Raw genomic sequence first — 13,580 nt, forward strand, 5'->3', positions numbered from 1 at the left:
TCGCTCTCATACCCCTCATAGCGTTACCTCCACCGCCAAAGGCGCATGATCGGAAAGGTGCGACCAGGGGCGATTGGACATCACCCTGGGCGACCGGATGTGCGCGTTGCGCACGTAAATGCGGTCCAGCCGCAGCAACGGAAAGCGCGCCGGAAAGCTTTTCGCCGGCGCACCAAAGGATTCAACAAAGACCTCGCGCAGCCCGGCAGGATTCAACACGTCATCGGCCTTCTGCCGCCAATCATTAAAATCCCCGGCGACGATCACCGGCGCCTCGGCTGGCAGACGGCCCACCAGATCGGCGATCAACTTCAGCTGCTGCTGGCGATGGACCTCTTTCAGACCCAGGTGCACGCACACCGCGTGCAGCTCGCCAAAATGCGGCACGTCCAGCACGCAATGCAGGAGGCCGCGCTCTTCGGTGCCGTGGATCGAGATGTCGAGGTTTTCGTGGCGGAGGATCGGGGACTTGGACAGCAACGCGTTACCGTGATGGCCGTGGGGATACACGGCGTTGCGGCCGTAGGCGAAATCCTTCCACATGCTGTCGGCGAGGAATTCGTACTGCGAGGTGGTCGGCCAGTTCTTCACGTTCTGCGCATGGTCCTGATGCTCGCCATGGACTTCCTGCAGGAAGACGATATCGGCGGACACCGAGCGTACTGCGTCGCGCAGCTCCGGGAGGATGAAGCGTTTGTTGAGGAAACCGAAGCCCATGTGCATGTTCATCGTCAGCACGTTAAGGGTGACCGAGGCCGACGCGCTTTGTCGTCGGCCGTTGAGGTCTTCGGGGATCAGGGCACTGGTCACAACGTGGCTCCATGCAAATCGCCTGGCGCAACTTCCAGGTTTTCAGTGAGATTGAAACGCTCAAGCAACCGGCGCGCGTCGTAAGGGGCGCGGACCTTGATGTCATTGTCGAAATAGCACAAAACGTCGCGGGACTTCCGCGCGCGCGGGGCTTTGTCCACGATCAGTTGAGCATCCTTGGGCTGCGCGCCCCGTTGCCAGGCATCGATGCGGTCGCCCCAGTGCTTGATCGCCTCGTCGGAATAGCCGCTGGCGTAGAGTTCCTTGTCGCCATGCAGGCGCACGTAGACAAAATCGGTGGCAAGGTCTTCCACATGGGGCCACTTGCCGGCGGTGTCCGCCACCACCAGCGCCACCTTGTATTTGCGCAGCAGCGCGACGAACTCAGGCACCAGAAAGCTTTCATGGCGGATTTCAACGGCGTGACGCAGCTTCAGGCGCGCCGGAATGTCCAGATAACCCGGCTGCTGCAAGCGCTCTGCGCATTTGATGGCGCAGGCCCTGGCGGCTTTACCGTCGTGGGGCAGCAGCTTCAGAAAATGCTCGAAGCGATCGGCGTCGAATTTGAAGTTGGGCGCGAACTGCCAGAGGATCGGTCCCAGTTTTTCCTTGAGCTGAAAAACACCGGAGGCGAAGAAATTGGCGACGGGTTCGTCGATCTCTTTGAGGCGGCGGACATGGGTGATGTAGCGCGGGCCCTTGACGCTGAAAACGAATCCCTTTGGCGTGTCGTCGTACCAGCGCGCGTACAGCTCAGGCGATTGCAGCGAATAGAACGAGCCATTGATTTCGATGCTGTTCACGGCTCTGGAGGCGAATTTCAACTCGTTTTTCTGCGTCAGGCCGTCGGGATAAAAATCCCCGCGCCATGGCGTGTAACGCCAGCCTGAAATGCCGATACGAATGTCGCCCATGCCTTTGATCTCTGATGTCCTGCCGCGGCACCTGCCCCGACACTGGTGAACTAGAGATAAGAAGCTTGAGACCGTGGCAGGTTCCCTGGCTTTTTGCCGGCGTTGCGGCGCAATTTGCCGCAGGCTGCGCCACCGCCTGCCCTCAGGACTCGGCCGAGGCCCTTTTGATCTTTTCTCGCGCGCCGCAGATATTCATCTGGCACCAGCGGCGGCGACCATTTTTTGAGGTATCGAGAAACAGCCAGTCGCAGTCCGGCGTGGCGCAGGCCTTGAGCCGGGCCAAATCGCCGGAGGTGAGCAACGTCGCCGCCTGAACCGCGAGACGACCGATAAACCCGGCCGTCATCGAGCTCAGGTCTTCACCGACACGCCAACGCCAGATCACACCCGCCGGGGTCAACACCAGCAGGCGCTGGTCGGCAGTGTCGGCCAGCGCCTGATTCAACCCATGAAGGCTGGCAGGGTCGATGTCATGGTCCAGCGCCATGGGCAGCAACAGCCGATACAGCGCTTCGCGAAAATCGATCAACTGTTGAAACGCCGTGAGCGTGTGCCAGGAAGAACGCCCCACCACGGCCATACAGTGCTGATGCTCTTCAGCATCGATAATCCCGGCATGGAAGAACCAGTGGACGATGTCCTCCAGGTTGCTCAGTTTGTCGACAACCTCCCGCAACCCCGTGCCCGGGCGGCGGCCGTCACAGGTATTGAGGTAATCCAGCACAGCCGCCCCGCCGACGAGGCGGATGGCATTGTCTTCATTTGTCCGATAGACATGGCATGCCCTCAGTGTGCAGCGACGAGGGAATGATGACAGAGAAGTGAGGAGGTCCCTGCCAGTGGCGACTCAGATACCAAACAATTGCCGAGGAAACCCATTCTCGGATGGTAGGCCAAGCGATGCGAACAGGCAGCCAGGCAAATCGGGCTTCGTGTCGATTACGTCTACCACTTGGTGCAGCCACCGTGACCCCGGCCCGATCTGGCGTAGCAGGAACCACATAACGGAAATCAGTCCATACAGACGGCTGAGCGCATTCTGATCTAGCGACAGGGCTTGGAAGTATGGCTCCGCAGGCAGCACTGGTAACGGATTAGACGCGACCTGGTTCCAAATGCGGGCATGGTGAGCGCTACGGTTTCGCAGCGTGTTGATTTCCTGCAGCCAGTCTTTGAGAACTTTGGCGTTGCTGATGCCCAGTCGAGCTGCAATTCGGTTTTGATAGCTTCCCTTCAGGATCTCGAAGTACTTGGAGACAGTCCCGAAGTCCCAGGCTTCCACAACTACCCAGAAAGGCATGGCTTTGTGGTTCTGCCGGTGCCATTCGATGCAGTCTTCCCGGCTGCGATTGATTTGATCCGTTTGCCTGGTCTGCCACTCGTTCCACGTGTTGCGCTGCCTTCCGCGCCGATCCTGCCAGTTCGTGGTTTGCTTTGGATTGACGAATCGCGTGTCGAGGTAGGCTAGTGGATCGTGGTATCCAACCTCATGAGCAATTATCGCGCGCATGTGAATCTCGATCCGCTCGATAGCATCAAGCATCAACTGGCGAAGTTTTTTGTCAAAGAGGTAGAGATCTACGACCGAATCGAAGGAGGCGCCAGCCGTGAAGGCTTCTTGTCGAAGAGGCTTCGACGTGACGTTGCAGAGGGTAACTTGACCTTGCTGATCCCGCTCAAACTCCCGTGCGGGAAACCAGAACCCACTAAGTCGATAGTATCCCACTTGTGCAAGCTTGCGCTCAGCCCGAAGCGGGTCTGCAACCTCCATGCCGCGAATGATCAGCAGTCTAGCCAGGTCGCCGTAAGACCGGAATGGTTTAGGTGGAGCGAGTTGCGGCAACTTCCATGTCCCAAATACGAGAAGGCCCAACCATAGAACCGGACTTGCCGGTGCCAGAGGATTGGGCGCAATTGCCGCAAATACTGGTTCACACTGCCCGGTTTGTCAAATAGTCCCGTTATTCGGCGCCAAATCCACCAACCTCAATCTCACAACCGCCTCAAGACGCCCCTCCAAGCTGAGCCAGACTCGCCGCCAGCTCGCTCTTGCGGAATGGTTTGGTCAGGCGCGGCAGGTCCGGATCAAGCCCTTCATGTCCGGCATACCCTGAGACCAGCAGGATTGCAGTCCCCGGCCGGGAGTTTCGGACCCGTCTGGCCAGGTCGGTACCACTGATGCCCGGCATGAGGTGGTCTGTGACGATCAGGTCGACGTGCTGCCCGGTGCTCAGCAGTTGCAAGGCTTCCTCGCCGGAGGAGGCTTCGATCACGCGGTAGCCCAGGTCGGCCAGCATGTATGACGTGCTGGCGCGCACCAGCTCTTCATCGTCGACCAGCAGCGCGATACCGCGCAGGGAGCGTCGGTCCGGCGCCTCGTCGATGCGCAAAGCGGCTGCCGGCAGGGTCATGGCGCGTGGCAACCACAGCTCTACGTTTGTCCCCAGACCCGGCGAGCTCTGAATGGTCAGCGCACCGTTCAGCTGGGACGCCAGGCCATGCACCATCGACAGACCCAGCCCCGTGCCTTTGCCGACGCCCTTGGTGGAAAAGAACGGTTCCACCGCCCGGGCGAGCGTGGAGGCATCCATGCCAATGCCGGTGTCCGCGACGGACAGGCAGAGGTAGTCACCGGTCGGCAGCCTGGAGCGGTGACCCTTGCACACCCACTCGGTGCTCGCCGAGATCCGCATCGTCCCGCCTTCAGGCATGGCGTCGCGCGCGTTCACGGAAAGATTAAGCAGCGCCATCTCAAGCTGGTTCGGGTCCGCGATCGCGGCTGGCAGATCAGGTGGCGCATCGACGACGACCCGGATTTGCGGCCCGGTGGTGCTGGCGACGAGATCGCCCATGCCATTCACCAGCTTCGCCACGTCGACCGACACCGGCTGCAGCGGCTGACGGCGCGCGAAGGCCAGCAACCGCTGCACCAGCGTCCGTGCCCGATCAGCCGATTGCACGGCGCCGGAGATCAAACGCTGCTCACGTTCACCGCCCACGCCTCGGCGCTGGAGCATATCGAGGGTGCCGACGATGGGGGTGAGCAGGTTATTGAAGTCATGAGCCACGCCGCCGGTCAGCTGCCCCATGGCTTCCATCTTCTGACTCTGGCGCAGCGCCTCCTGGACTTCTTCCCGCTCGGCGATGGCCTTGGCAATCCGCCCTTCGAGCGTGGCATTGAGTTCGCGCAGCTCTTCCTCGACGTCCTTGCGGGCGGTGATCTCAACCACCGTGCCGGTGACACGCAGGCAGCGGCCGGCGGCGTCGAACACGCCCCGCCCCTTGGCGGCCACCCAGCGAATCACGCCATCGTCCCTGCCGACGGTGCGGTAGTCGACGTCATAAAGCGCGCGGCGTTCGGGGTCGCTGGCCGCCTTGAACGCCGCGATCGTGGCGTCCCGGTCCTCGGGGTGCAAGCCGTCGTAAAAGTCCTGAATCGTGACTGCCACGTCAGCCTGGATGCCGAACATCGCTTTGGTTCTGGGCGGCCAGATCAGCGTGTCGTGAACGATGTCCACGTCCCAGAAACCGATGTCGGCGTGTTCGACGGCAAGGCGCAGGCGCTCTTCGCTTTCGCGCATTCGCATCTCGGCGCCCACCCGCTCGACATGCGCCCAGCAGCGCTCGACGACTTCCCTGACCAGCAGGACTTCCGAGGGCAACCACTCGCGAGGCTGATCCTGATGAACCGCCATCATGGCCGTCAGCCGGCCATTCTTGACCAGCGGGCAGCAGATGATCGCGTCGATGCCAATGCCCCGAAACATCTCCAGGCCCTCGCTGGCGCCGAGCTCTGCGCCCACGTCGCGCACGATCAGCGTGCGGCCTTCGCGCATGTCCGCCGCCGCCCGTGGGCCGAAAAGGTCGAGGCTGTAGGTTCCGGCCGAGCTCTGAATGCCAGCCGCGTTGTAGTCGCTGCGAATCCAGAAGCGGTCATTGTCGACGTCGACATCCGCGTAGGCGCAGCGCGACACGTTGAGCCTGCGCCCGAGCATCTCGGTGGCGACAAGCATCGCGTCTTCGGCCCGGCGAATATTGAAAAGGCGGCTGTCGAGCTCATCAAAAAAGCTCAGTCGCGCCGCGCTCTCTTGCAGCGCCGCTTCGGCCTGGTGCTCGGCCGTGCGGTCGCGGAAGATTTTCACGAAGCCGCCCTGCTCCGTAGCCAGCGGCATCATCAATCCGGAGCCCCAGAAGCGCGCACCATTCTTATCAACGTGCCAGCGTTCGTTGATGGCCCGCCCCCGCGCCATGGCGAGTTCGAGTTCGCCCTGGAACACTCGCTCGGCCTGGTCCGACTCGGTGTAGAACAGATCGCCCTCACGCCCCATGACTTCGTCGGCACGGTAGCCGATCACGCGCTGGGCGCCGATGTTCCAACCGGTGACCGCGCCTTTCGCGTCGAAGGTGATGATCGCGAAGTCCTCGGCGCCTTCGACGATCTGGCGGTAGCGCGCCTCGCTGCTGCGGATTGCGTCCTCGGCTCGCGCACGGTGCACGACGAGGCCCACCGTCTTGACCACGAAATCGCAGATCTCGAGATCCGCCGATAACGGCTCGCGCAGCTCGGCGTGATACATGACAAAAGTACCGAGCATGGCGCCCTGCGCCGACCGGATGGGGATTGACGCGCAGACGTGCAAACCGTGGCCGATGGCCTGCGCCCGGAACTCGGCCCACTGCAGGTCATGGGCAATGTCGGACACGGACGCCAGTGGGTTCGGGGTCGTCGCGCGACTGCCTGAACCAGCACCTGGGCTGACGGTGATGTTTTCCACAGCGTTGATAAACGGAGGGGGCAGGCTCGGTCCGGCGCAATGCTGCAGCTGACCGCCCTCCTCGCTCAGAAGCAGGATGCTGCCCAGGAAGCGGGACGGCGACAGCGCCTCCACCTCGCGGACGATCGCGTCCAGGGCAACATTCAGCGGCGTTTCTTCAACAGCCAGTTCAAGGATACGGTTCTGCGCGGCCCCGAGCGCAGCCGCGCGATTGCGTGCCTGGGTCAGCCGTGCGTTCTCGATCGCGATGGTTGCCAGCCGCGCCAGGCTTTCCAGGCGCTTGACCGTGTCGTCGTCGTGACTGCGGACCTGCGACCAATAAGCGCCGAGCGCCGCGACCGGAACGGGTCGACCGATGGGTGCCATGACCAGGCTACGGACGAAGGTTGGCGCGTAGGCGGCCTGCGGGATGCGTGGATCGAGCCGGACATCACGGATCGCAATCGTCTCGCCGCGACGTATGACCCATCCCGAAACGCAGTGGTCGGCCGGATAGGTCTGACCTTGCCAGAGCGGTGAGACTGCATCCTCCGCAATATAAGAACAGCGTCCCTCATCCTGAATGATGACCGCAACGCCATCCGCGCCGACCGTGGCACGGGCCACGTCGCGGAGCACGGCGACGACCTCGTCCACTGATTCCGCCATCACCAGCCGCTCACTGGCGTTCAGCACATGAGACAGGCGCTCATCGCCGCTAGGATCGACTGGAACAGTAGTCAAACGGATCTCCCGACATCGCCACGGCATCCCGCAGACTGGTTCGAACTGGACAGGGTAAAGCGGCATTGTATCGGGTAACTCTTCGCCCTCGACACGGCTTGAATCAGCTTTTTCGGAAAAGCGACCAACGCGCGCGCAGGTCATTCTTTTGAATGATTCCGCAAACGTGAAACGACGACGCAGGCTGTCAGAAAACAGACCAACCTATTCGCGAACTCAGCAACTCCAGCGCTACCATTCCGGCGAGGGAATTCCCGGCGGCATTCAGCTCCGGCGACCATACGCACACGGTGAACTGCCCCGGCACGATCGCCACGATTCCGCCCCCTACCCCGCTCTTGCCGGGCAACCCCACGCGGTAGGCGAAATTGCCGGCTTCGTCATACAGCCCGCTGGTGGCCATGATCGAGTTCACTTGCTGAGTCTGGCGCGGCGTCAGAATTTGCTCACCGCTGTGTTTGCAGAACCCGTTGTTCGCCAGGAAGCAGAACGCCCGGGCCAGATCGAGGCAGCTCATCTTCAGCGCGCAGCAACTGAAATAACTGCGCAGCACGGTTTCGACCTCGTTATGGAAGTTGCCGAAGGACTGCATCAGGTAGGCCATCGCCGCGTTGCGTGCGCGAAATTGATACTCGGAATCCGCCACGCGGGCATCGATCAAAACGTGAGGATTGCCCGACAGCCGCCGTACGAAATCGCGCATCGATAATGTCGGAGCGGCGAAACGGGATTGGTTGATGTCGCAGATCACCAAAGCGCCGGCGTTGATAAAGGGATTACGCGGCCGTCCGCGCTCGAACTCCAGCTGCACCAGCGAGTTGAACGGCTGACCCGACGGCTCATGACCCAGGCGCTCCCAGATGGCCTCACCGGAATGGCCGATCGCCTGAACCAGGCTGAACACCTTGGAAATGCTCTGCACCGAAAACGGCTCCAGCGCGTCGCCGGCGCAGTAATAGGTGCCATCGTTGCCATACACGGCAATGCCCAACTGCCGCGCCGGCACATCGGCCAGCGCGGGAATGTAATCAGCCACCTTGCCCTGGCCGATCAAAGGACGCACTTCGTCGAGAATCTCGTTCAACAGCGTTTGCATGGAAGGTCCTGGCGTTGATCCCCTGACGGCAGCAGGGGTTAGGGTTCATGACGAATGCCAGAGGGGCGGGATCACACAATTGGGCAGGATTTTGGTTTTTGTTGCGGGTGGGTGTGCACGTTGGGGTTGGCAAGCGTGGGTTGGCCGACAGCGCTTATGGGGCGGTTTTTTTAGGAAGTTTGCCCTGCCATCAGATCGAGGTGTCGGGACTGAATGCTTGCCGCAGCGCCGCGATGGCTAGGTCAACAGATGGGCCTTCTATGGATGGCGGATCGGGACGCTCACAGAACTCTCGCCACACGAACAGGGTCAGTTCTGCGCCGTCGGTTTGGCTGGAACCTCCAGGAAGCAAGCCGAAAGTTTGCAGCGATCTGTAGCGTTCGTCCTGCCAGAACAACGCCTCGACCCACGGGTAGATCGGGATGAAATGGAAGTGAATGGAGTGACCCGCGTCATGGCCGAAACGGCCAATGTAGAGGCGTTTGGGGTGCAGGTGGGTTTCGATGGCTTGGTGGATTGGGGCTTGCAATACACCGAGCTCGGCTAGGGCTTCGATGGGTAAGGTTGCCAGCGAGTGGGTCATCTGCTTTGCGCTGAGCATCAGGTAGCCCGGGAGGTGGCTGTCCAGGCGGTGGTTGATGAGCCAGTGGGTGGTTTCGTGGATGACGAAGCTAGGGGGTATATGCATAAGGTGGCCCTGTACGCTGATGACAGCTCTATAACGGTCAAGACGGATGCCGCCCGGCCCGCCGCGTTTCACTCATCGCTTCACCAACGATCTGGCCAGCTCGGGCCACTCATCCATTAACGCATCACGAACCCGTAGTCCTGCGGGCACCGGCTGCGCGTGGTCATCTTGAGCGAGACGGGCGAAAACCAGGGAATGTTCGCCCTTCGTCGCCCAACCGACAAACCATCCATATCCATGAGCCTCATCGCTTTTGCCGTCTCCCATCCGAGGAAATGCTGTGCCTGTTTTACCGTGAACATTCCAACCATCTGGCCGCAGCGCAATTTGCGAGATGCGGCTCGTCATATCGTAGGCATGGGGGCTCACGGACAGTTGACGGTTCACCAGTCTGTTCAGAAAGGTGATCTGTTCGCGAGGAGAGATTTTCAACGAGGAGCTGATCCAGGCACGGTCAAGGCCGTTGTTTTTCCCCGGATCCCCCGTCAGGTCGGTATTTCCGTAATCGAATGACTCGGCATATCGCTTGACCGTCGCCTCTCCAAGCGCATGAGTGACGCGTTGCGAGAACCACACCACGGAATACTGAAACCACCGCGTTGCATCGGTCGGCTCCAGCCAGGCGGCTCCGCCCCAGTCAGGATCGCCGGGACGGTAGGGCAAAGTAGGAGAATGCTCGTTTTGCAGAAAGGCTGCGTCGAAGCCCATCAGGCTGATGGCGATCTTGAACGTTGAGGCGGGGGTCACTCGACTGCTGCAATCACCCTCTTCAAGCAACAGCTCACCACTGCTTGTATCAGCGACGATCGTGCAAATAGTCCCGGCCAATGCTGCCGAGATATTGAATCCCATAATCAGTAAACCTAACGCAACGCGGCGCATAAACATGAACTCTATTCCTTTAGGCGGTGATGCAAGAGCCTCTCCCGCGTGGGAAATATGACTCCGCAGTTCACGCAGACTCTCTCCGAGCCGCTTATCCAACATCAGCTTTCCTCAAGCCTGTTCGACGGTCCGCTCATAGCTGACCGAATCAAGTGCAAGGTAAGCGAAATTCCCTGCTCTGCGTATCAAAATCGAATCAAAGGTATTTGGTTGCACAGACGACTCCTTTGCCTTGACTGGAAACGCTACGACAGCGCGCCATCCAATGCTTCCATCGCCACCCCGCAGAGAATCCAGCATGCCTGTCTCATTGGTCCGCCCTGCCCCCGCGCCGTTTCTGGCCCCTGGTGAAACCGTGGTGCTGTTCGACGGCGTCTGCAAACTGTGTAACGGCTGGGCGAAGTTTCTGATCCGGCACGACCGTCATCATCGCGTTCGACTGGCATCGGTGCAGTCGCCCGAAGGCCAGGCGCTGCTGGCTTGGGCAGGGTTGCCCGTGGATGCGTTCGACACCATGGCGGTCATTCGCGACCAACATTACTGGGTGCGCTCGGAGGCATTCTTCGAAGTGGTTACTCTGTTGCAGGGAGCGTGGCCAATGTTTCGGGTGCTGCGTATTTTTCCACAGTGGTTTCGTGACTGGGCGTACGACCGCGTCGCGCTAAACCGCTATCGTCTGTCTGGAAAACACGAGGTGTGCCTGCTGCCAACACCTGACCATCAACGGCGCTTCCTCAAGGAATTTTCGTGAACGGGATGCGCCAGGTTCACTGGCTGGCACGCGGCAGCCTGGCTTTCATGTTCGCTTACCACGGCTTGGTGCCAAAGCTCATCGCATTAAGCCCCGGCGAGCAGATGCTGTTGCAGGCTCACGGGCTGGAACACGCAACATGGGTGGTCCAGGCGGCGGGTGTGGCAGAACTGGTGCTGGCCGCAGTGTTGCTTCTCCTACCTCGGCTCAACTGGCCGCTGCTGCTCAGCGGACTCACCCTGCTCGGGCTGCTGGTGGACGTCGCCGTTATGCAACCTTCGATGTTTTTGGACGCATTCAATCCGGTCACGTTAAATGTGGCGGGAATGGCGTTATGTGCCATCGCGTGGGCTACAAGGACAAGGGATCAGTCAACTTGGGGAAGTCGGGAACGCTGCTGAACAGTAAGAACTTTAGGTGACGACTGTCCGCCTGGAACGATAGCGGACTACTTGCCGGTCAGGAATGTATAGATGAACAAGCCGAAAAATGCACCACAGGACAGGTAGGCCATTGCCAGCAGGCACTTTCCTGCCTTTTCAGCGCTTCCCTGGCCCTCTCGATACACAATGCTCCCCGTCGCCCCGAAGAAAATAACGGGCAACATATAGGCCCGAAAATGTGCGATCACTTGCGCCCGCTCAGGCAAAAACCAGATGAGAACCAAAAAAAACAGCAATACGCCGTACGCCAAACCAGCGAATGCGAAGGAGCCGCTGAGTGTTTTATTGCGTTTGGCTTGAGTCATATTTCCGCTTCCTTGCGCGTTGACGAGCGATGTAAATGCCCCGAAACATCCTACTTGAAGCGAATGGGCTGAAGACAGGCTTTGGGGAACATCTGCAGTGGATCAGAACAGTCTTCAATAAAAGCGACTACACCGGCCAGAATAGCGATTTTTCCCTGCATGAAACAAAGTCCTACAAAGGATGGATGAGTCCACCAGATGTGCATCAGAAGGCTCCGGCGAAAAAGACTGAATGAGATATCTTGTCGAGCCCTGGATCTGCAGATAACCCAAGGACGCCAATGCTCAGTTCGCTCATATCAAATGGTCAGCCACAACCCCCCGCCCCATCAGAACTGATGGTGCCTTGGTGGAGCTTTACGAAAACAGTCTTGGCGGCAACGGCCCTCTCCTTAGTGCGTGATGGGCAGATCGGATTGGACGAACCTATTCCCGATCAGCTCTTCACATTGCGCCAGCTACTGCGGCATGAGGCAGGTCTCGCTGATTATGGCGAACTGGCGGAGTATCACGCCGCCGTTTCAAACAGCGAGTCAGCCTGGTCAACAGACGAAATGATGCGACGGCTTGACGGCACTCGACTTCGATACAACCCCGGAACCGGTTGGCGCTACTCGAATGTCGGATACATGCTGATCGGCAAGCTTATAGAGCGGCTAACGGACCTGGCGCTTGATGATGCGGTGAGTCAACGAGCACTTAACCCTCTGGGCCTGTCGAACATTCGCTTCGCCAAAACGCGAGCAGACTTACAAACCACCCATCTCGGAAGCACCTCTGACTACGACCCCGCCTGGGTCTACCATGGCTTGCTGATCGGTCCGATTTCGCAAGCGGCGGTATTCTTGGATCGACTCATGTCCGGTGACCTGCTACCGACAAACCTGCTTCAGGAAATGCAGACAGCACGAGCATTGGGCGGCGCGATTCCCGGGCGTCCGTGGGTCACTGCCGGCTATGGCCTTGGTGTCATGCAGGGTTCGATTGACGGCGGTTTTACCCTGTGCGGACACACCGGCTGCGGACCTGGCAGCGTCATCGCTGTTTACCGTATCTACGACGGTGACACATCGGCGTGTTGCGCCGCGTTTGAAGTGAACGCCAGTGAAGGAGCGGTCGAAGCCTTTGTTGCTGAACAGCTGATCCAAGTCCTGCGTCAGGGGGCCTGATGGCCGAGAGGTACTCCAGCGCTCAGGCCAGAAGCGGCCATTGGTGTTGGTACACACTCACGACCACACACTTTTAAAAATGCCGACGCTCATGCAGCATGCGTTGACGTTACAGCAGGGGCGGAACAACCGTTCAGTCGCTCTTCAAGCAAACCCTAAACAAGGACGCGAGACGGGAAATGAAGCTAATCGCTGCGCAGATTCTCCCTGTGCCGGGGGAATACGAAAAAAACATCGCCAGACACATTGAGGTCATCCACCAGGCCGCAAGTCATGGGGCCAATCTCGTGCTGTTTCCCGAGCTTTCCCTCACGGGTTACGAGCCGAGGCTGGCTAAAGTCCTGGCGGTGCAACCGAGTAATAGCCGGTTTGATGAGTTCCAGAGATTGAGCGACCGGTACGGGATGCTCATCGCTGTGGGTGCGCCAACCAGAGGAGCTAAAGGCACCGAGATCAGCATGATCAGTTTCCAGCCCGGGCTGGAGCGCACCTGCTATTCAAAACAGCATCTGCACCCTGACGAATTACCTTTTTTCACACCGGGCACTCGGAAGCGTGTGCTGAGTCAGGCAGATTTAGTCCTGGCCCCCGCCATCTGCTACGAATCACTGCAACCCAGCCACGCAGAAGAAGCCGCAGCGTCTGGCGCTCAGGTGTATTTAGCGAGCGTGGCGAAGTCTGCGAGAGGGACTGCATTGGCAAACAGTCATTATCCGATGATTGCCAAAAAGCATTCCATGACGGTGGTGATGGCGAACTGTGTAGGTCCCGCCGAAGATTATGTCGCCGCGGGTGGCTCTTCAATCTGGAACAGTCACGGTGAACTCGTGTGCAGCGCCGATGCCGTTAACGAGGCATTGGTGGCGTATGACATTCAGACCGGAGAAGCGAGTGTTTTCAGTATCCGCTATCGGGCCTGATCAGGTAGCGCGTAAGCCACGATGTAATCGCCTTGCTGCGTGGCGGTGGAGTTGGGGGGGCGCCGCCCCGCGGGGGGGGGGGGGGGGGGGGGGGGGGGGGG

The 13,580-nt window shown here is 59.8% G+C and carries 14 protein-coding genes; 5 read left to right on the forward strand and 9 right to left on the reverse strand.

The window, feature by feature from the left end:
- Positions 1–15 precede the first annotated feature (15 nt).
- From QMX88_RS20160 to blaOXA, 8 genes are all read right to left on the reverse strand, one after another.
- Positions 16–810: an endonuclease/exonuclease/phosphatase family protein gene (locus QMX88_RS20160; RefSeq protein ID WP_442969480.1), complete on the reverse strand. Its 795-nt coding sequence runs from the start codon at positions 808–810 to the stop codon at positions 16–18.
- Complete coding sequence (locus tag QMX88_RS20165; RefSeq protein ID WP_282371984.1) at positions 807–1,724, reverse strand: DUF72 domain-containing protein; 918 nt, start codon at positions 1,722–1,724, stop codon at positions 807–809. Before QMX88_RS20165 ends, QMX88_RS20160 begins: the two co-directional genes overlap by 4 nt.
- A 142-nt stretch (positions 1,725–1,866) precedes the next feature.
- Entirely contained in the window at positions 1,867–2,448 is a 582-nt protein-coding gene (locus QMX88_RS20170) for a CGNR zinc finger domain-containing protein (protein WP_282371985.1), read from the reverse strand.
- A gap of 123 nt (positions 2,449–2,571) precedes the next feature.
- The gene (locus QMX88_RS20175; RefSeq protein WP_282371986.1) at positions 2,572–3,567 is read right to left on the reverse strand and encodes an Abi family protein; all 996 of its coding nucleotides are present in this window, start codon (positions 3,565–3,567) and stop codon (positions 2,572–2,574) included.
- 160 nt (positions 3,568–3,727) lie between these two features.
- A complete protein-coding gene (locus QMX88_RS20180) occupies positions 3,728–7,147 on the reverse strand; it encodes a PAS domain S-box protein (RefSeq protein WP_282371998.1) in 3,420 nt (1,139 codons plus the stop codon).
- 262 nt (positions 7,148–7,409) lie between these two features.
- A complete protein-coding gene (glsB, locus tag QMX88_RS20185; RefSeq protein ID WP_282371987.1) occupies positions 7,410–8,318 on the reverse strand; it encodes a glutaminase B in 909 nt (302 codons plus the stop codon).
- 190 nt (positions 8,319–8,508) lie between these two features.
- A complete protein-coding gene (locus QMX88_RS20190) occupies positions 8,509–9,006 on the reverse strand; it encodes an HIT family protein (RefSeq protein WP_282371988.1) in 498 nt (165 codons plus the stop codon).
- Positions 9,007–9,078: 72 nt separating this feature from the next.
- Complete coding sequence (gene blaOXA / locus QMX88_RS20195; RefSeq protein WP_282371989.1) at positions 9,079–9,894, reverse strand: class D beta-lactamase; 816 nt, start codon at positions 9,892–9,894, stop codon at positions 9,079–9,081.
- Positions 9,895–10,189: 295 nt separating this feature from the next.
- On the opposite strand from blaOXA, the gene QMX88_RS20200 reads away from it, so the two are divergent.
- Positions 10,190–10,642 (forward strand): thiol-disulfide oxidoreductase DCC family protein, encoded by a 453-nt coding sequence (locus QMX88_RS20200; protein ID WP_282371990.1) that lies wholly within the window; start codon positions 10,190–10,192, stop codon positions 10,640–10,642.
- Between the two features lie 5 nt (positions 10,643–10,647).
- Positions 10,648–11,043 carry a DoxX-like family protein gene (locus tag QMX88_RS20205; RefSeq protein WP_336620240.1) on the forward strand — a complete coding sequence of 132 codons (396 nt, stop codon included), beginning with the start codon at positions 10,648–10,650 and terminating at the stop codon, positions 11,041–11,043.
- A 47-nt stretch (positions 11,044–11,090) separates the two neighbouring features.
- Here QMX88_RS20205 and QMX88_RS20210 read toward each other — a convergent pair whose 3' ends face one another.
- Positions 11,091–11,390, reverse strand: coding sequence for a hypothetical protein (locus tag QMX88_RS20210; protein ID WP_282371992.1), 300 nt, complete (start codon positions 11,388–11,390; stop codon positions 11,091–11,093).
- Between the two features lie 35 nt (positions 11,391–11,425).
- Here QMX88_RS20210 and QMX88_RS20215 point away from each other — a divergent pair, with 35 nt between their 5' ends.
- The 3 genes from QMX88_RS20215 (at position 11,426) to QMX88_RS20225 (ending at position 13,479) form a co-directional block, all read left to right on the forward strand.
- Complete coding sequence (locus tag QMX88_RS20215; protein ID WP_282371993.1) at positions 11,426–11,626, forward strand: hypothetical protein; 201 nt, start codon at positions 11,426–11,428, stop codon at positions 11,624–11,626.
- Positions 11,627–11,671: 45 nt separating this feature from the next.
- Entirely contained in the window at positions 11,672–12,559 is an 888-nt protein-coding gene (locus tag QMX88_RS20220) for a serine hydrolase domain-containing protein (RefSeq protein ID WP_282371994.1), read from the forward strand.
- Positions 12,560–12,738: 179 nt separating this feature from the next.
- A complete protein-coding gene (locus tag QMX88_RS20225; RefSeq protein WP_282371995.1) occupies positions 12,739–13,479 on the forward strand; it encodes a carbon-nitrogen hydrolase family protein in 741 nt (246 codons plus the stop codon).
- The last annotated feature ends 101 nt before the right edge of the window (positions 13,480–13,580 follow it).

Source organism: Pseudomonas sp. PS02290 (assembly GCF_029960075.1).
Taxonomy (GTDB): Bacteria; Pseudomonadota; Gammaproteobacteria; order Pseudomonadales; family Pseudomonadaceae; genus Aquipseudomonas.